The sequence below is a fragment of the Caballeronia sp. SBC1 genome (assembly GCF_011493005.1).
Lineage (GTDB): Bacteria > Pseudomonadota > Gammaproteobacteria > Burkholderiales > Burkholderiaceae > Caballeronia.
On sequence record NZ_CP049158.1, the window covers coordinates 249,849 to 268,770 of the forward strand.

Here is an 18,922-nt window from a genome sequence, read left to right on the forward strand (position 1 = left end):
GAACAAACACTCAGCAAGTACTCAACAACCTTCAGCAAACGCTCAGTACTTCAGGTTCCACGAAGGCAGGCGCGTGCTGGCTTTGCCGTTGTCGCGGACGGTAGGCGACGTGTCGGCGGGCGCGCTCATTGAATAACGCGTGCCGAAATTCGAGCGCACGTTGATTTCCACAGGTTTGCCTTTGTCACGGTACTCCGTGATTTCAGTGCCGTTCGTGCTCTCTTCGTGATAGCTCGGCAGGCGTGGCGGCGAAATTTCGACCTTCGACGTGACTTGTGCGGCGGGCCGGTTGATGGCCCTCAGGTCCGGCAGCCCGGCATTCTCTTCAGGCGACATGACGTGCGCCGGAGGACTATCCGTCGCGGGGGCCGATTGCGCATAGGCGCCCATGCTGGCTGCGGCGAGAATGGCCGCGATGGCGACAGATTGAAGCGGGTTCATGATGTTTCTCCAGATGAGTGCCCGATTTTAGCAAAACGCACTCGCTAAAGGGACGTTGAGCCCCTCCCAAAAGCCTTATTTTGCGCTGGTTTCATTGAAAGCGTGTTGGCGTGGCGGAACGTGTTGAAGAAACGCATCGCCTTGAGGGGTGTTCATGGGCGTGTTGTTCTTCCGTGTTAATGTCGATTCATCACAAGAGCGCACAAGATCATGACAAACGACCGGACTCAAGCCAGCCATTCCACGCCTGCCAACAACTTTCCGACGGAGTCTTTCGACGACCCCGTGGCCGCGGTTGCGCGGGTATCCGCAATCTACGAAGCCAACACCTCTTTCCTGCGAGACGCTTTCGCGCGCTATAGAAAGAACGAACCTTTTTCACATCGCGTGCGAGCGTGTTATCCGTTCGTGCGTGTGCGTACCGAGTTGAATACGCAAATTGATTCACGCCGTTCATATGGCTTTGTCGCCGGGCCGGGTATTTTCGAAACTACGCTGACACGGCCGGATTTATTCGGCCATTATTATCGCGAGCAAGTGCGGCTTCTTACCAAGAATCATCATGTCGGGATTGAGGTGGGTGTGTCGGCGCAACCCGTGCCCATTCACTTCGCGTTTGCGGAAGGCATTCACCTGGAAGGCGACCTCGATCGCGACCGGCTGCTCGCCATGCGCAATATCTTCGATATGCCCGATCTCGCGCTCCTCGACGACCGCATTGCGAACGGTACGAATGAACCAGTTGCGGGCGAGCCGCATCCGCTCGCATTGTTCACGGCGGCGCGCGTGGATTTCTCCTTGCATCGGCTGAAGCATTACACCGCGACTTCGCCCACGCATTTCCAGAACTACGTGCTTTACACGAACTACCAGTTTTATATCGATGAATTCGTGAAGCTCGGACGCAGGATCATGTCCCGCTCGGACGATGAGGAAACACGGGCGTATAGAAGCGAATATATGTCGTTCGTGGAACCCGGCGACGTGATTACGGGCAATGAGAACCTTGGTGATTCGCAAGAGGAGCAGCAGGGCGTGGCGCCTCTTCGGCTGCCGCAAATGCCCGCCTATCATTTGAAACGCGCCGATGGCAGCGGCATCACCATGGTCAATATTGGCGTGGGACCGTCGAATGCGAAGACGATCACGGACCATATCGCGGTACTTCGGCCGCATGCGTGGATCATGCTTGGGCATTGCGCGGGATTGAGGAATACGCAACGCCTGGGCGACTATGTGCTGGCGCATGGTTATGTGCGTGAAGATCACGTGCTCGACGCCGATTTGCCCTTATGGATCCCCATTCCCGCATTGGCTGAAGTCCAGGTCGCGCTGGAGAGCGCGGTCGCGCAAGTGACGAAACTCGAAGGCGTGGATTTGAAGCACGTCATGCGCACGGGAACCGTCGCGAGCGTGGATAACCGTAACTGGGAGTTACGCGATCATCGTGAGCCGGTACAGCGTTTGTCGCAAAGCCGGGCGATTGCGCTCGATATGGAAAGCGCAACCATTGCGGCCAATGGATTCCGTTTTCGCGTGCCTTACGGAACCTTGCTTTGCGTCTCCGATAAACCCTTGCATGGCGAATTGAAATTGCCCGGCATGGCTGACCAGTTTTATCGTGCGCAGGTGGATCAGCACTTGCAGATCGGCGTCAAGGCAATGGAGTTGCTGCGGATGAACGGGCTATCGAAACTGCATAGCCGGAAGTTGCGAGGTTTTGCTGAAGTCGCGTTCCAATAAGGCGTTCCAATAGGGCATTCCAACAACGCAAAAAGCGGCTCCGAAAGGAGCCGCTCAGCGAGTGCTTATGCAGTCAGACCCGCTATCAAAACCTCAAAGATAGAACATCCGGTCTTCGTCCGACTTGCCTTCGGCCGGTTGTTCCTCGGCTGTCTCCCGGTCTTCGTAGAACTGCAGCACCGCTTCCAGCACCTGATCCGGGTCGTCGATCACCTGCATCAAATCCAGATCCTTCGCGCTGATCACGCCGGTCGGAACAAGTGTGTTGCGGAACCACGCGAGCAAGCCTTCCCAGAACTCGGCGCCTACCAGCACGATAGGCACGTGCCGCGACTTCTTGGTCTGGATCAGCGTCAGCACCTCGGCCATTTCATCGAGCGTACCGAAACCGCCCGGCATGACCACCACGGCGTCCGAATTCTTCACGAACGTGACCTTGCGCGTGAAGAAGTGCCGGAAGCGCAGCGAGATGTCCTGCCACTGGTTGCCCGACTGCTCGTGCGGCAACTCGATGTTCAGCCCCACCGACGGCGACTTTCCCGCATGGGCGCCCTTGTTGGCCGCCTCCATGATGCCGGGGCCGCCGCCGGAGATGACGGCGAAGCCGGCGTCGGAGAATTTTTGCGCGATCTCTATGGTGAGCTGGTAGTACGGCGACTCCGGTTTCAGGCGCGCCGAACCATAGATGCTGATGGCAGGGCGGATCTCCGACAGGTACTCGGTCGCCTCGATAAACTCTGCCATAATCGTGAACATCTGCCACGATGCGCGGGCCTTCTTGGCCGTCGCGCGCTCTTGATCTGCGAGCGATCGCAGACTCGGAATCACTTTTCTTTTGTTCATAATGCCTGAAGAACTTAATCTTGAAGGTAAGACCCTGCTATTGGTCGACGGATCCAGCTATCTCTATCGGGCCTACCACGCCATGCCGGATTTGCGCGGGCCTGACGGCGGTCCAACCGGCGCGCTGTATGGAATGATCAACATGCTGCGGCGGTTGCGAAAGGACATCAATGCAGAGTATAGCGCGTGCGTATTCGACGCCAAGGGCAAGACATTTCGCGACGACTGGTACCCGGATTACAAGGCAAACCGGCCGTCCATGCCTGATGACCTCTCGAAACAGATAGAGCCCATCCACGTGATCGTGCGAGCGCTCGGCTGGCCGCTGGTGATGATCGAGGGCGTGGAGGCCGACGACGTCATTGGCACGCTTGCGGTTGCCGCCGAAAAGCGCGGCATGAAAGTGGTCGTGTCGACCGGGGACAAGGATCTGGCGCAGCTTGTGACGGATCATGTCACCCTCATCAATACGATGTCCAACGAGACGCTCGATCGCGCCGGGGTGCTGGGTAAGTTCGGCGTGCCGCCTGAGCGGATCGTCGACTATCTCTCGCTCATCGGCGATACGGTCGATAACGTACCGGGTGTCGAAAAGTGCGGGCCGAAGACGGCGTTGAAATGGCTTGCACAATACGAAACCCTTGATGGCATCGTGGCACACGCGGACGAAATAAAAGGTGCGGTGGGAGACAATCTGCGCAAGGCTTTGCCGTTCCTCCCCCTGGCGAAAAGGCTGGTTACCGTACAGACGGAATGCGACCTGACGGAGCAGATCGTGTCGATCGAGGAAACGCTTCCGGCGCGGCCCGAGGCCCGCGACGAACTGCGCGACCTGTTCACACGCCACGGTTTCAAGACCTGGCTGCGGGAAGTGGAAATTGCGGATGCGGTGGAAGGTCCCGAGGACACGCCAACGCCACCCGCGCCGGCCACCGAAATGGAGCGGCATTACGACACCGTGCAGACATGGGAGCAATTCGACGAATGGCTCGCGCGCATCAACGCCGCCGAGCTGACTTCCTTCGATACCGAAACGACCGCGCTCGACCCCATGCTCGCGCAACTCGTCGGGTTGTCTGTGTCGGTTGAGCCGGGGCATGCGGCTTATATTCCGGTCGCGCATCGCGGGCCGGACGCGCCGCTGCAACTGCCGCGCGATGAAGTCCTGCAAAAGCTTAAATCGTGGCTGGAAGATCCGTCGAAGAAGAAGGTCGGTCAGCATCTGAAATACGATGAGCAAGTGCTGGCGAACTACGGCATTGAATTGAACGGCGTCGAGCATGACACGCTGTTGCAATCGTATGTGCTGGAGTCGCACCGGCCCCACGACATGGACAATCTCGCGCTGCGGCATCTGGGCGCGAAGACCATCAAGTATGAAGAGGTGGCGGGCAAGGGCGCTTCGCAGATCGGCTTCGACGAAGTGGCGCTGGACCAGGCCGCGCCCTACGCAGCGGAAGACGCGGACATCACATTGCGGCTGCATCAAGCGCTTTATCCGCAACTCGCCGATGAAGCGCAATTGCTGAAGGTGTATCGCGACATTGAAATGCCGACGTCACGCGTGTTGCGCAAGATGGAGCGTAATGGCGTGCTGATCGACGGCGAATTGCTGCGCGTGCAAAGCGGCCAGATCGCCACGCGTCTGATTCAGTTGGAAGCCGAGGCGTACATGCTCGCGGGCGGCGAATTCAATCTGGGTTCGCCGAAACAGATCGGCCAGATTTTCTTCGAGAAGCTGCAATTGCCGGTGGTCAAGAAAACCCCGAGCGGCGCGCCTTCCACCGACGAAGAAGTGCTGCAGAAGCTCGCCGAAGATTATCCGTTGCCGAAGATCCTGTTGGAGCATCGTGGCTTGTCGAAGCTGAAGTCTACTTACACGGACAAGCTGCCGCGCATGGTCAACGCCAAGACCGGCCGTGTGCATACGAACTATGCGCAGGCGGTGGCAGTGACGGGGCGGCTCTCGTCGAATGAGCCGAACCTGCAGAATATTCCGGTGCGTACGGGCGAAGGCCGGCGGATTCGTGAGGCGTTCATTGCGCCGCCGGGCAGCAAGATTGTGTCGGCGGATTACTCGCAGATCGAGTTGCGGATCATGGCGCATATCTCCGGCGATCCGTCGCTGATGCGCTCGTTCGCCGAAGGCGAGGACGTGCATCGGGCGACCGCGGCGGAGATTTTCAGCGTCACGCCTATTGAGGTGTCGAGCGATCAGCGGCGCATTGCGAAGGTCATCAACTTCGGCTTGATCTACGGCATGAGCGCGTTCGGGCTGGCATCGAATATCGGCATTTCGCGCGATGCGGCGAAGCTTTATATCGACCGCTATTTCCTGCGCTATCCGGGTGTCGCCAACTACATGGAAGAAACGCGTACGAAGGCGAAGCGCGATGGTTTTGTCGAGACCGTGTTCGGACGGCGCTTGTGGCTGCCCGAGATCAACGGTGGCAGCGGACCGCGCCGGCAAGGTGCCGAGCGTGCAGCGATCAACGCGCCCATGCAAGGCACGGCGGCGGACCTCATCAAGCTTTCAATGATCGCCGTGCAGGATTGGCTGGAAGCATCGAAGAGTCAGACCAAGATGATCATGCAGGTCCACGACGAACTCGTGCTCGAAGTGCCCGAAGCCGAGTTGCCTGAAGTCCGCAAGCGCCTGCCGGAGTTGATGTGCGGCGTTGCCAAACTGAAGGTGCCGCTGGTGGCGGAAGTCGGGGTGGGCAATAACTGGGAAGAAGCCCACTGAGGGCCCACTGAGGCGATTGAGCGTGCCGGGTGGCCCAAGCAGCTAGTTTTGAATGATGTCATAGGGGAGTCTGAATGCATCGTTTCATCATCGTCGGCGGCGGAGCGGGCGGGCTTGAACTGGCCACGCGTCTTGGTGACAAGTTCGGCAGCGCAGACAGCAAACGCACGCCGCGTGCGCAAGTCACGCTGATCGACCGCAATTCCACGCATATCTGGAAACCGTTGCTGCACGAGGTCGCGGCCGGCAGCATGGACCCGTTCTCGCAGGAATTGCCGTATGCGGCGCAGGCGCGCTGGCATGGTTTCGAGTTCCAGCAGGGCGATTTGCTTGGCATCGACCGGACAGCCAAACGTGTCACGCTCGCCCCCCTTCTCGACGACGAAGCCGGTGAGTTGATGCCGCAGCGTGATCTGGAGTACGACACGTTGATTGTGGCGATCGGCAGCACGACGGCCTTTTTCGGCGTCCAGGGCGCGCAGGAAAATTCGCTCGCCCTCGATACCGTCGATCAGGCCGAGTTGTTCCGCAAACGGCTGATCGCGGCGTGTATTCGAGCGGAGTATCGGGCGCCGGAGGCGGAAGCAACCAGCGCCTCAGGCGCTTCCAATGCCGGGGCAAGGCAGCCACGGATCCAGGTGGCGATTGTCGGCGGCGGGGCGACGGGCGTGGAGTTATCGGCGGAACTGCGCAACACGGCGCAAGTACTGCACGCTTACGGGCTGCACAAGCTCGATCCGAAACACGATATCGGAATCGTACTGATCGAAGCCGGGCCGCGCATTCTGCCCGCGTTGCCCGAGCGCGTATCCACCGCGACCGCCGACTTGCTGGACAAGCTCGGCGTCGCGCTGATGACCGGCGAGACGGTGGCCGAAGTGTCGCGCGGCTCCATTCGCACGGCAAGCGGCAAGACTATTGCTGCCGATCTCACCGTCTGGGCGGCCGGTATTCGCGCGCCGGGCGTGCTCGCGAAACTCGACGGCTTGGCCACCAACCGGCTCGGCCAGTTGATTGTGCGCCGCACGCTACAAACCGAAACCGACGACAACATTTTCGCTCTCGGCGATTGCGCCGCGTGTCCGTGGCCCGGCGGCGAGAAAGAAGGGCGCAACGTGCCACCGCGTGCGCAAGCCGCGCATCAGCAGGCAAGTTTTCTGCTGAAGTCGCTGGAACGCCGGCTTGAGGACAAGCCGTTGCCCGACTACACGTATCGAGACTTTGGATCGCTTGTGTCGCTCGGGCATTTCAGCGCGGTCGGGAGCCTGATGGGTGGGCTGATCGGCGGCAATATGCTGATTGAAGGGCTGTTCGCGCGATTCATGTATCAATCGCTGTACCGCATGCATATTGCGGCGCTGCACGGCTGGGCGCGCATGGCGCTTGATACTGTCGCTCATTGGTTGCGGCGCTCCACTGCGCCACGCGTCAAGCTGCATTGAAGCTGTTTGGATAGAATGGGCAGCCGGCTTTGAGACGCTTTGTGCGCTTCAGAGTGGTTAAAGTAGTCGCAATGCTTTGTGCGCAGTTATCGTGAAGTCGTTGCCGTGCTTTCGGCTTGGCGGCCGGTAGCGCGGCTTATCCGTACCGGACGTCTGGTTCACTGGCATCTCATGCCAGTGATCGACCAGTGGTCCTTCGCGGCCCATGCCGCTGGAGCTTTGCATGCTTACGCCTGATATCGATAGCCTCGTTCCCCATGTCCCGTTCAACCGGCGCACGTTTATCAAGGCCGCGGTCGGCAGCGGTTTTGCCGCTTGCGTGATGCCGGTCTCCGCGCAAACCATCATTACCGATAGCGACGGTCTGGAAGCCGGCCCGGTTGGGTTCAAGGCCGCCGACGGCACGCTCGTGCCCGCGTATCGTGCGCAGCCCAAAGGTAAGACGCACTTGCCGGTGATCATCGTGATTCACGAGATTTTCGGCGTGCACGAGCATATTGCCGATGTCTGCCGGCGCTTCGCCAAACTTGGTTATCTGGCTGTTGCGCCCGATCTTTATGTACGCGAAGGCGACGCGTCGAAATTCACGTCGATGCAGCAGTTGAACGAGCAGCTTGTCTCCAAGGTGCCAGACGACCAGGTGCTCTCCGATATCGACTCGACCGTTGCCTGGGCGGGCGAACATGGCGGCGATTTGCATCGGCTTGGGATTACGGGCTTTTGCTGGGGTGGCCGGATCACGTGGCTTTATGCCGAGCGCAATCCGCAGCTTAAAGCGGCGGTGGTTTGGTACGGGCGCGTAGTGGGACCCAAGACGGCGAACAATCCGGCGAATCCGCTCGACCTCGCGTCAAACTTGAAGGCGCCGGTACTTGGCCTTTTCGGCAAGCTGGATCAAAGCATTCCGCAGGACTCGCTCGAGCAGATGAAGCAGGCGATTGCGTCGGGGCCGGCGGTCGCGCGCGGCTCACAGATCGTGGTTTATGACGACGCGCCGCATGCGTTTTTCGCGGATTATCGGCCGAGTTACCGGAAAGCCGATGCGGAAGATGGCTGGAAGCGCGCGCTGGCGTGGTTCAGGGAGCACGGCGTGAAATGAGGGGCAAGGGCGGCGACGCTGTCGCCGCGGTTTTGTCGTTTCCAACTGCCGAACGCCGAACGCCGAACGTGGCCGCTCTGCTTTGCTAACGCGGGGCTCTTGTCTCTTGCTATGGGCGGCTTGGGCGGCCGCCCATCCACGTACCCGTTCTTGCATCAGTTCCCGGCGAAGCAAAAATCTCAAGCCGCCGGCCCCGTAGCCACCGGCCGCGATGCGTCAGCACACCATTCACTCCACGATCCCCCATAAAGCGCCGCGCCATGCAGGCCGGCAATCTCCATCGCCAGGGCGTTATGGCAGGCTGTCACGCCCGAGCCACATTGCAGCACCACCCGATCCGGCGATGTCGCCCCAAGCAGCCCGCTAAATGCCTCGCGCAGTTCGTGCGCGGTTTTAAAGCGGCCATCGGCGCTCAGGTTGTCCTTGAAAAAGCGGTTCAGCGCACCCGGAATATGGCCGCCGACCGGATCGAGCGTCTCGTTCTCTCCGCGATACCGGTCCGCCGAGCGGGCATCGATCAGCACACGCTCGTGCGTGGCCAGGTTGCGTACGACAGCGTCGACGTCGAACGTGACGGCCAGGGGCGCGCCGGCCTTGAACGTGCCTTCGGACTCGGCCGGGGTCGCGGTATCGAGGGGCTGGCCGGCCGCTTGCCATGCGTTGAGGCCGCCGTCGAGCAGTGCGACGGAATCATGGCCGAGCCAGCGCAACAGCCACCAGAGACGTGCCGCGTACATGCCGCCCTGAGCGTCGTAGGTGATGACTTGCTGGCCTTCCTTCAGGCCCAGGCGCTTGAGCGTGGCGACCAGCGCCGCACGTTCCGGCAACGGATGGCGGCCGTTCTTGCCTGTCTTGGCGCCCGACAAATCTCGGTCGAGATGCAGATAATGCGCGCCCGGGATATGTCCTGCTGCGTAAGCGGCTTGCCCGGCTTCGGGCGCGGCGAGGTCGAAGCGGCAATCGACGATAAGCGCGCTACCGGGCGCGGCGGCGAGTCGTTCGGCGAGATTGGTCGCGGAAATAAGCGTGGTGTGGTGCGTGTGCGGCATGACAGCTCCCGGAGCGAACGCGCGGCTTGGTGGGCCGAGGGACGGCGCGTTACGGTAGTTAAGTTTCAAGTCTAAACAAAAACTACAAAGGATTGAGCACATCGTTGATGTTTGTCTTTGCTGGTCAGGCGGAAGAGCTTGCGCTCGGGCTTAGTCCACTCGGCAAGCGTTGGGGTGAGCGTTGGGGTATTACGAAAAATCGTCGCTGAATTAGGATGTTTCGTGTATCGAGTCCCGCTCTTTGCCGCCAGTATCAATCACCGCGCAACTGTTCAGGCATGCGCAATCCATATGCGTAACTTGTTCGACACCGGGCTCGCTCCGAGTCGAGCGTGCTACCTACGTTACGTAACTAGCCGAAAACCCCAGGATTGCGAATGGCGACAAAATCACCCGATGCTCCCGTCCCGCCCGTTATAAACTCCGGCTCAATGAGCAACCACGAACAATTCCACGTCGTCTACGACGGCCCAGCGCTCGACGAGCACCGGATGAATATCCGCGACCTTGCGCCCGCGCTCGTCGCCATCGCCGATCTGTTCTCGGCGGCCAACACAGAACTCAACGGCAATTCCGCAGATGTCCGCGTCGAGGTCAAGGGCAACTTCAAGTCGGGCTCGTTCCAGATCGAATTGATCTTCACGCAGGCGCTGCTTGTTCAATTGCGCGACATGTTTGCCAGTTCGACCGCGACCGCGGTGTCCAATGCTTCGGCCATCCTGGCGGTAGTGGGTCTTGTTGGTGGCGGCGGACTGATCGGTTTTCTCCGGCAATTGCGCGGTCGGCGCCCCGAACATATCGAAGATAATGGCGAATCCGTCAGCGTCTGGATGGCGGAAACTGAAGTGGTGGAGGTATCGAGGCCGGTTTTCCGGCTTTATAAAACGAGGGCCGTGCGCGTTTTCTTGCAAAAGGCACTGTCTCCGCTCGAACTCGACGGCGTCACGAGCTTCGGTGTGGTCCGAGGAAACGATATCGACCTGGATATCGACAGCGTGGAACTGGCGGCGTTTGCCTTTGCGGACGAGCAGGAGGATGTGGTCTCAGATTCCACCTCGAGAAAAATGCTGCTGATCGAGTCGGTGACGTTTAAAGACCAGAACAAATGGCGTGTACACGATGGCCAGTCGGCGTTTTTTACGGCCATGGACGACGGTGAATTCCTGAATAAAGTCAACGCAGGGGAGCGCTTCGGAAAGGGTGACGTGCTCGTGGTTGACCTTCAACAAATCCAGACCGTCGCCAACGGCACGCTACGCACTGAGTTCCGCATCCTCAAGGTCCACGAGCATCGCGCACCCTTGCAGGCCGCGTTGATCTAGGCGTAATCCGAAAAAAAACCCATCGATCCGATGGGTTTTTTTCATAGCCTGTGTTGTTGACCGGAGACGCCCGCCCCCTCAAATATCGCCCAACTGCCGCCGCAAGAACTCATGAAAATGCTGCATCCCTGACTCCATCGGGCTCTGGTACGGCCCGACTTGCGACTCGCCGCGATTCATCAGCGCGCGCCTTCCGGCGTCCATGCGCTCGGCGATCTCGTCGTCCTCGCGCGCCGTTTCCATATACGCCGCCCGTTCCGCCTCGATGAAGTCACGCTCGAACAGCGCGATTTCCTCGGGATAATAGAACTCGACAATATTCGTCGTCTTCTGAGGACCCTGCGGAATCAGCCACGACACCACGAGCACATGCGGATACCACTCGATCATGATGCCGGGGTAATACACCATCCATATAGCACCGAATTCGGGCGGTTTCCCGTCTCGGAAGCGCAGCACTTCGTCGTGCCACTTACGGTACGTGGGGCTACCCGGCTTTTCCAGGTTCTTGTGCACGCCCACCGTCTGAACGCTATACCAGTCACCAAATTCCCACGTCAGGTCGTCGCAGGAAACAAAGCTCCCCAGACCCGGATGGAACGGCGCGACGTGATAATCCTCGAGGTACACCTCGATAAAGCTCTTCCAGTTGTAATTGCACTCGTGCACTTCGACGTGATCGAACATGAAGCCCGAAAAGTCGAAATGTCTGGACGGCCCAAGTCGGGCGAGGTCGGCCGCGACGTCGCGCCCGCTCGCTTCGAACAGCAGCCCCTGCCAGTTCTGCAAGGGAGATTTGCCGAGGTTCAGGCAAGGTTTATCCGCGAAATGCGGCGCACCGAGCAACTGGCCGTCGAGGTCGTAGGTCCAGCGGTGCAGCGGACACACGATGTTCTCCGCCGTGCCGCGCCCGTTGAGCATGATGGCCTGACGGTGGCGGCACACGTTCGAGAGGAGCTCGATTTCGTCCTGTTTGTTACGGACGAGCAGACGCCCTTCGCCTTCGCCGGGCAAAGCAAAATAACTTCCCGCCTCGGGCACCATGAGTTCGTGCCCGATATAGCGAGGACCGCGTTTGAATAGCGTGTCGATTTCGCGCTTGAGAAGCGCTTCGTCAAAGTAAGCCGTGACTGGCAACTGACTGTGAATTGCGTTCAGTTGCAATGCATTGCTCAGATTGGACATTCCCACTCCCGTGAAGACGTGAAAGCAGTGAACAACCCAACCATCGAAAATTCGAAAAGTTCGATTTGGGGAGCCCGCGATTATACCGAAAACCCCCTCAATGGGGCACTTAAGGCCTTGATTTGGGTCAATTCATGGTGAGGAGTTCCACACGGCGACATCCTTTCTGCGCTTTGTCACAGATGGGCAGGAATGGCCTGAGATTGGCCATAGGCATGGGTGAGAGCACGCTGAAGGTCGGAAAAGCAGCTTTTGCCGTAGAATGTCCGACTTGTTTCCCGAAATCAGACACTACACCCACGATTCATGGCGAAGACCGCAACGCAGGAAGGCTCGGCCAGCGCGGAAAACGCGCCGCTCCCGGAGAATTACGAAACGGCGCTGGCCGAACTGGAGGGGCTCGTGGCGCGCATGGAAGGCGGCGCGCTGAGCCTTGAAGAATCGCTAGCGGCTTATCGGCGCGGCGCGGCGCTCGTCGGCTTTTGCCAGCAACAACTAGAGAAGGTCGAGCAGCAAGTTCGCGTGCTCGACGGCGACACACTAAAACCGCTGCCCGCCGAGGTCCAGCGCGCCACTCAGGGCGCCGGCACAACGGCAGATAACGGGGACGACTTATGACTTTCGATCAATGGATGCGCGCGAGCCTTGACCGCGTGGAAACGGCGCTGGAGCATTATTTGCCGGGAACGGACATCGCGCCCGCCAAACTGCACGAAGCCATGCGCTACGCGGTGCTCGGCGGCGGCAAGCGGGTTCGCCCGCTGTTGTGCCACGCGGCTGGTGAGCTGACTGGCGCCGGTTCGCAGCAACTGGAAGCGGCGAGCGCGGCGCTCGAGATGATTCACGTGTATTCGCTGGTTCATGACGACATGCCGGCCATGGACGACGACGCTTTGCGTCGCGGAAAACCAACGGTACACGTGCAATATGACGAAGCAACGGCATTATTAGTGGGTGACGCGTTGCAGTCGCAAGCTTTCGTTGTGCTGACAGCGGACAACGGCCTGAGCGCGGCGCAGCAGGCGTCGCTTACGCGCGAACTGGCGGCGGCGAGCGGTTCGGTCGGCATGGCAGGCGGTCAGGCAATCGATCTGGAAAGCGTGGGCCGCAAGCTGTCGCGCCCGGAACTGGAAACCATGCATCGCAAGAAAACCGGTGCATTGCTGCGCGCGGCGGTGCGAATGGGTGCACTCTGTGGCGAAGCGCCGGATGCAGCCGCCATGAGCGCGCTGGACGCCTACGCAGCCGCGGTCGGGCTTGCGTTCCAGGTGGTGGACGACATTCTCGACGTCACGGCCGACTCAGCCACGCTGGGCAAAACGGCGGGCAAGGACGCGAAGGATGACAAGCCGACCTACGTGTCGATCATCGGACTCGATGCATCGCGCGAACTGGCGGCACAACTGGGCCGCGACGCGCACGCTGCGCTCGCGCCTTTTGGCCCGCGTGCCGGTCGGCTCGGGGAATTGGCTGACCTGGTTGTAAACCGGGTGCACTGAAACATACGATAAAACGCGGGACCGGCGGTCGTGCCTGATGCAACTTACGCACCTTACGCATGCTGCGTAAGCACCACCGGACAACAACCGAACGGCTTCCGCCAGTTTTCCTAAATGGGACGACGATGTACGACTTGCTGAAAACCATCGACGATCCGGCCGCCTTGCGCGCCCTGGACCGCCACGAACTAAAACCGCTGGCCGAAGAGCTGCGTGCCTACGTGCTCGACAGCGTGTCGCAGACGGGCGGCCATTTGTCGTCGAATCTCGGAACGGTCGAACTGACGATCGCGCTCCATTACGTCTTCGATACCCCGCACGACCGCATTGTCTGGGACGTCGGTCACCAGACTTATCCGCACAAGATCCTGACCGGCCGTCGCGATCAGATGAAGACGCTGCGCCAGGCCGGCGGCATTTCCGGCTTCCCACGCCGTAGCGAATCGAAATACGACACTTTCGGCACCGCGCATTCCAGCACGTCCATTTCGGCGGCGCTCGGCATGGCGATCGCCAGCAAGCTGCAGGGCGACAACCGTTACTCCATCGCCGTGATCGGCGACGGCGCGATGACCGCCGGCATGGCGTTCGAGGCCATGAACAATGCAGGCGTGGCCGACGACGTGCCGCTGCTCGTGATCCTGAACGACAACGACATGTCGATCTCCCCGCCGGTCGGCGCGTTGAATCGTCATCTCGCGCGCTTGATGTCGGGGCGTTTCTACGCGGCGGCGCGTGCCGGTGTGGAACGTGTGCTGCGCGTGGCGCCTCCTATGCTGGACCTCGCTCGCAAGCTCGAGGAACACGCGAAGGGCATGATCGTTCCGGCTACGTTGTTCGAGGAGTTCGGTTTTAACTATATCGGCCCGATTGATGGCCACGATCTGGAATCCCTGATTCCGACGCTGCAAAACATCAAGGAATTGCGCGGCCCACAGTTCCTGCACGTCGTGACGAAGAAGGGGCAGGGTTATAAGCTCGCCGAAGCCGATCCGGTCCTCTACCACGGTCCTGGCAAGTTCAATCCGGCGGAAGGCATCAAGCCGTCGACGGCGCCATCGAAGAAGACTTACACGCAGGTATTCGGCGAATGGCTGTGCGACGCCGCCGCGCAGGATTCGCGGGTCGTCGGCATCACGCCGGCCATGCGCGAAGGATCCGGCATGGTGGAGTTCGAAAAGCGTTTCCCGGATCGCTATTTCGATGTAGGTATCGCGGAGCAACACGCCGTGACGTTCGCGGGCGGTCTCGCCGCCGACGGCATGCGCCCGGTTGTCGCCATCTATTCCACGTTCTTGCAGCGCGCCTACGACCAGTTGATCCACGACGTCGCGTTGCAGAACCTGCCGGTGGTATTCGCTATCGATCGCGCCGGTCTGGTGGGCGCAGACGGCGCGACGCACGCTGGCAATTACGATCTCGCGTTCATGCGCTGCATCCCGAACATGACCGTGATGGCGGCTTCAGACGAAGATGAATGCCGTCAGATGCTGTACACGGGCTTGCAGCAGCCCGGTCCTTCCGCTGTCCGTTACCCGCGCGGCGCGGGCACGGGCGTGAAGACCGTCAAGAAGATGACCGCCATTCCGCTTGGCAAGGGCGAAATCCGCCGTGAGTCCACGCAGAAAGTGGGTTCCGGCAAGCGCATCGCGATCCTTGCGTTCGGCACCATGGTCGCCCCTTCGTTGGCGGCGGCTGAGGAACTCGATGCGACCGTCGCGAACATGCGCTTCGTGAAGCCGGTCGATGCCGAACTGCTGCGCGAACTCGCCGCCACGCACGACGCGCTCGTGACCGTGGAAGAAGGCGCGATCATGGGCGGCGCGGGCTCGGCATGTGTGGAAAGCCTGTTGGCGAGCGCGGTCATCAAGCCCGTGCTGCAATTGGGCTTGCCGGATGTATTCATCGATCACGGCGATCCGGTCAAGCTGTTGGTATCGTGCGGGCTTGATGGCGCGGGTATCGCCAATTCGATTCGCGAGCGCTTTCTTAACAACGTCGAAACCGATGCAGCCAAGCTGACTAAACGCGTCGCCTGATCGCAGAACGCGTGGTGAAGACAGGCGTCGGGGACGCCTGTCTGGTTTTATCCGTTAGCGTCAAGGCTCGCGCGACGAGATTCACGCCACGGACAAGGAAAAAGAATGAATCAGATGAATCCCGCCTTCGCGATGCCCGATGTCCAGAGTTCGCTCGACGTCCGGCAGATCCCAATCCAGCGCGTGGGCGTAAAAGCAGTTCGATATCCGCTGACGATCCGGACTTCCGGTGGCGAATTGCAGCCGGGCGTTGGCGTCTGGAGTCTCGACGTTCATCTTCCCGCCGATCAAAAAGGCACGCACATGTCGCGCTTCGTCGCTTTACTCGACGAAAATCGCGCGCCGCTCGACCAGGCCGCATTGCGGACCATGCTCACGGCGATGCTGGCGAAACTTGAAGCGCATTCGGGGCGTATTGAGGTGTCGTTTCCGTACTTCGTCATGAAGACCGCGCCGGTGTCAGGCGTGCAAAGCCTGATGGATTACGAGGTCACGCTGACTGGCGTTGCGTGCGGTGGCGAGACGCGGATCTCGCTGAAAGTGCTCGTGCCGGTGACTAGCCTGTGCCCGTGCTCGAAGCAGATTTCGCAGTACGGCGCGCATAACCAGCGCTCGCACGTGACCATCGCGGCGGAGTTCGAGGGTGATGTCTCAATCGAGGATTTGATTCGGATTGCTGAGGAAGAAGCGTCGTGCGAATTGTGGGGCTTGCTGAAGCGGCCCGACGAGAAGTTCGTGACCGAGCGTGCTTACGAAAATCCGAAATTCGTTGAAGACCTGGTTCGCGATGTCGCCACGCGACTGAATGCGGACGAACGGATTGTGGCGTATGTGCTGGAGGCCGAGAATTTCGAATCGATCCACAATCACAGCGCTTACGCCGTGATCGAGCATGACAAGCGGGTTTCAGCGCTGGCTATTTGAAGGTCCGGGGCAGCAATAGCGCATCACGCTCATTGAAGCCACTTACGCCGCCGCCAGCGATGTCAGATCCCAGCGCGGCTTCACCGTGAACGCATAATCGCGCACGGCCTGATCGGGCCAGCGCGCGAGACGCAAGGCTCCGGCGAGGGCGATCATGGCGCCGTTATCGGTACATAGCGACAAGTCCGGGTAATGCACTTCGAAGCGACGCTTTTTCGCGGCGGCGGATAGCGCCTCGCGCAATTGGCGGTTCGCGCCCACTCCGCCCGCCACGACCAGCCGGTTCAGACCCGTCTGCTTTAACGCCGCGATCGACTTGGTGGTCAGCACGTCGACGGCTGCATCGACAAAACCCCGCGCCAGATCCGCTTTCGATTGCTCGCACACGTTCGTGCCAAGCTTGCGGCTGTGAGTGAGGACCGCGGTTTTTAACCCGCTGAAACTGAAATCCAGGTCGCCGGAATGCAGCATTGGGCGCGGCAGTTTAACTGCGCCAGATGTACCGAATTCGGCGAGCCGCGAGACTTCCGGGCCGCCCGGATAACCCAGTCCCAGCAGTTTGGCGGTTTTATCGAAGGCTTCGCCGGCGGCGTCGTCCAGCGTCTCGCCGAGCGTTTCATATTCACCTACGTCGGTCACGCGCATCAATTGCGTGTGGCCGCCCGACACCAATAACGCGACGAACGGGAACGGCGGCGGCTCGCTCACCAGCAGTGGCGACAGCAGATGCCCTTCCAGATGATGAATCCCGACAGTCGGCAGGTCCCACGCCATGGCGAGTGCATTGGCAATGCTCGCGCCCACCAGCAGCGCGCCAGCGAGCCCAGGACCTTGCGTGAACGCAATAGCATCGATATCCGTTGGCACCGTCCCGGCCTCCGCCATGACTTGCTCGAGGAGGGGCAGCGCCCGGCGGATGTGGTCGCGGGAGGCCAGTTCTGGCACCACACCACCGTATTCCCGATGCATGGCGATTTGCGAATGCAGCGCGTGCGAAAGCAGGCCTCGCTCGGTGTCGTAGAGCGCAAGGCCGGTTTCGTCGCAAGAACTTTCGATGCCTAGAACAAGCATGGGGTGGAGCTGTTTGGATTAAGGGATAAGTATAGCAGCGGGCGGGTTGGGGTTCGTTCGCCCGACGGTGTTGCTTTGATTGCTCCAGTCGCGCCCCGCAGTGGCCTGCAGTCCAACCCCGCCTCGAACCCAGGCGCACCACCCGTTACAATGCGCGCCATGGAAACCTACGATATCGCAGTCATCGGCGCGGGCGCGGCGGGCATGATGTGCGCCGCCGTGGCCGCGCAAAACGGCCGCCGGGTGGTCTTGATCGACCATGCCGAACGGCTCGCGGAAAAAATCCGCATCTCGGGCGGCGGCCGCTGCAACTTCACGAACATCAATGCCGGACCGGCCAACTTCCTCTCGGCAAATCCGCATTTTTGCCGCTCTGCGCTCGCCCGCTATACACCTCAGGATTTTCTTGCGCTGCTCAAGCGTTATCGCGTGGATTGGCATGAGAAGCACAAAGGCCAGCTTTTCTGCGATGACTCCAGCGAATCCATTATCCAACTCCTGAAAAGCGAATGCGATGCGGGTGGCGTAACGTGGCGCCGGCCCGTCACCGTCGATACGATCCGCCACGACGGCACCCGCTTTTTCCTCGACAGCAACGCCGGCACGATCTCAAGCGCAGCACTCGTCGTAGCAACCGGCGGCCTGTCGATCCCGAAAATCGGCGCGACGGATTTTGCGTATCGGCTGGCGAAGCAATTCGGCCACAAGCTCGTTGATACCCGTCCCGCCTTGGTACCGTTGACCTTCGCTCCCGCAGACTGGGAGCCGTTCGCGGCGTTATCCGGCTTGTCCGTGCCAGTCGAACTCAGCGCGGGCGCAGGCCGCGGCCGTGGGGAATTCAGCGAGGACCTGCTCCTCACGCACCGTGGTTTGTCGGGGCCGGGCGTGCTGCAGATTTCGAGCTACTGGAACCCATCGGAGCCGATTTGCATCGACTTGTTGCCTGGCGTCGATGCCATTAGCGAACTGATCGCGGCCAAACGGGAAACCCGCAAACAAGTCGGCACGTTTCTCGCCGAGCGCGTTCCGGCGAGGCTCGCCCAAACCTGGCTCGACGTTCAACGCGTGGCCGCCGACGCCCGTCTCGCTGATCTCCCCGACAAAACGCTGCGCCAGATCGGCGAATCGCTGTCGCGCTGGACGCTTACACCGAACGGCACGGAAGGGTACCGGAAGGCCGAGGTCACGCGCGGCGGCGTGGACACCCGGGAGCTTTCATCCACAACCATGATGAGTTCGCGCGTCGCGGGTTTATATTTCATCGGCGAGGCGGTCGATGTCACCGGCTGGCTCGGTGGCTACAACTTCCAGTGGGCATGGGCGTCGGGCGTGGCGGCGGGCAAAGCTGCGGCCGAACTGGTTCGCGCCTAGAAGCGCAAAGGCATGACCAGTATAGCTTTCACCCGTAAGGACCGGCATCTCTGCAAGACTGGTTCCCCTGGGAAATCATAGTTTCGACCTGCTATACTGTTTTGTTCATAGCGGTAATCGGCACGAGCGGGGCACGAGCGCAAAATGA

The 18,922-nt window shown here is 60.4% G+C and carries 15 protein-coding genes; 10 read left to right on the top strand and 5 right to left on the bottom strand.

The window, feature by feature from the left end:
- Positions 1-42: 42 nt before the first annotated feature.
- A complete protein-coding gene (locus SBC1_RS27990) occupies positions 43-441 on the bottom strand; it encodes a hypothetical protein (RefSeq protein ID WP_165102364.1) in 399 nt (132 codons plus the stop codon).
- Positions 442-651: 210 nt separating this feature from the next.
- Here SBC1_RS27990 and SBC1_RS27995 point away from each other — a divergent pair, with 210 nt between their 5' ends.
- Positions 652-2,184 carry an AMP nucleosidase gene (locus tag SBC1_RS27995; RefSeq protein WP_165102367.1) on the top strand — a complete coding sequence of 511 codons (1,533 nt, stop codon included), beginning with the start codon at positions 652-654 and terminating at the stop codon, positions 2,182-2,184.
- A 93-nt stretch (positions 2,185-2,277) separates the two neighbouring features.
- Here the strand turns inward: SBC1_RS27995 and SBC1_RS28000 are convergent, their stop codons facing one another.
- Complete coding sequence (locus tag SBC1_RS28000; protein WP_165102371.1) at positions 2,278-3,027, bottom strand: TIGR00730 family Rossman fold protein; 750 nt, start codon at positions 3,025-3,027, stop codon at positions 2,278-2,280.
- A 1-nt stretch (position 3,028) separates the two neighbouring features.
- On the opposite strand from SBC1_RS28000, the gene polA reads away from it, so the two are divergent.
- The 3 genes from polA (at position 3,029) to SBC1_RS28015 (ending at position 8,314) form a co-directional block, all read left to right on the top strand.
- A complete protein-coding gene (gene polA / locus SBC1_RS28005; protein WP_165102375.1) occupies positions 3,029-5,773 on the top strand; it encodes a DNA polymerase I in 2,745 nt (914 codons plus the stop codon).
- Between the two features lie 74 nt (positions 5,774-5,847).
- Complete coding sequence (locus SBC1_RS28010) at positions 5,848-7,215, top strand: NAD(P)/FAD-dependent oxidoreductase (RefSeq protein WP_165102378.1); 1,368 nt, start codon at positions 5,848-5,850, stop codon at positions 7,213-7,215.
- A gap of 223 nt (positions 7,216-7,438) precedes the next feature.
- The gene (locus tag SBC1_RS28015; protein ID WP_165102385.1) at positions 7,439-8,314 is read left to right on the top strand and encodes a dienelactone hydrolase family protein; all 876 of its coding nucleotides are present in this window, start codon (positions 7,439-7,441) and stop codon (positions 8,312-8,314) included.
- Positions 8,315-8,493: 179 nt separating this feature from the next.
- On the opposite strand, the gene SBC1_RS28020 is transcribed toward SBC1_RS28015, so the two are convergent.
- Positions 8,494-9,363 carry a sulfurtransferase gene (locus SBC1_RS28020; protein WP_165102389.1) on the bottom strand — a complete coding sequence of 290 codons (870 nt, stop codon included), beginning with the start codon at positions 9,361-9,363 and terminating at the stop codon, positions 8,494-8,496.
- Positions 9,364-9,740: 377 nt separating this feature from the next.
- Here SBC1_RS28020 and SBC1_RS28025 point away from each other — a divergent pair, with 377 nt between their 5' ends.
- Positions 9,741-10,685, top strand: coding sequence for a hypothetical protein (locus tag SBC1_RS28025; RefSeq protein WP_241202350.1), 945 nt, complete (start codon positions 9,741-9,743; stop codon positions 10,683-10,685).
- A gap of 78 nt (positions 10,686-10,763) precedes the next feature.
- On the opposite strand, the gene SBC1_RS28030 is transcribed toward SBC1_RS28025, so the two are convergent.
- Positions 10,764-11,870, bottom strand: coding sequence for an aromatic ring-hydroxylating dioxygenase subunit alpha (locus SBC1_RS28030; RefSeq protein ID WP_165102392.1), 1,107 nt, complete (start codon positions 11,868-11,870; stop codon positions 10,764-10,766).
- A 306-nt stretch (positions 11,871-12,176) separates the two neighbouring features.
- On the opposite strand from SBC1_RS28030, the gene SBC1_RS28035 reads away from it, so the two are divergent.
- The 4 genes from SBC1_RS28035 to folE2 all read left to right on the top strand — a co-directional run bounded on the left by SBC1_RS28035 (position 12,177) and on the right by folE2 (position 16,332).
- A complete protein-coding gene (locus SBC1_RS28035) occupies positions 12,177-12,488 on the top strand; it encodes an exodeoxyribonuclease VII small subunit (RefSeq protein ID WP_062086216.1) in 312 nt (103 codons plus the stop codon).
- Positions 12,485-13,369, top strand: a complete 885-nt coding sequence (locus tag SBC1_RS28040) for a polyprenyl synthetase family protein (protein WP_165102395.1) — start codon at positions 12,485-12,487, stop codon at positions 13,367-13,369. Before SBC1_RS28035 ends, SBC1_RS28040 begins: the two co-directional genes overlap by 4 nt.
- Before the next feature lie 125 nt (positions 13,370-13,494).
- Positions 13,495-15,408 carry a 1-deoxy-D-xylulose-5-phosphate synthase gene (gene dxs, locus SBC1_RS28045; protein WP_165102398.1) on the top strand — a complete coding sequence of 638 codons (1,914 nt, stop codon included), beginning with the start codon at positions 13,495-13,497 and terminating at the stop codon, positions 15,406-15,408.
- Positions 15,409-15,513: 105 nt separating this feature from the next.
- A complete protein-coding gene (folE2, locus tag SBC1_RS28050) occupies positions 15,514-16,332 on the top strand; it encodes a GTP cyclohydrolase FolE2 (protein ID WP_165102401.1) in 819 nt (272 codons plus the stop codon).
- Between the two features lie 42 nt (positions 16,333-16,374).
- Here the strand turns inward: folE2 and tsaD are convergent, their stop codons facing one another.
- Positions 16,375-17,403, bottom strand: a complete 1,029-nt coding sequence (gene tsaD / locus SBC1_RS28055) for a tRNA (adenosine(37)-N6)-threonylcarbamoyltransferase complex transferase subunit TsaD (RefSeq protein WP_165102404.1) — start codon at positions 17,401-17,403, stop codon at positions 16,375-16,377.
- A 159-nt stretch (positions 17,404-17,562) separates the two neighbouring features.
- Here tsaD and SBC1_RS28060 point away from each other — a divergent pair, with 159 nt between their 5' ends.
- A complete protein-coding gene (locus tag SBC1_RS28060; protein ID WP_165102407.1) occupies positions 17,563-18,774 on the top strand; it encodes an NAD(P)/FAD-dependent oxidoreductase in 1,212 nt (403 codons plus the stop codon).
- The last annotated feature ends 148 nt before the right edge of the window (positions 18,775-18,922 follow it).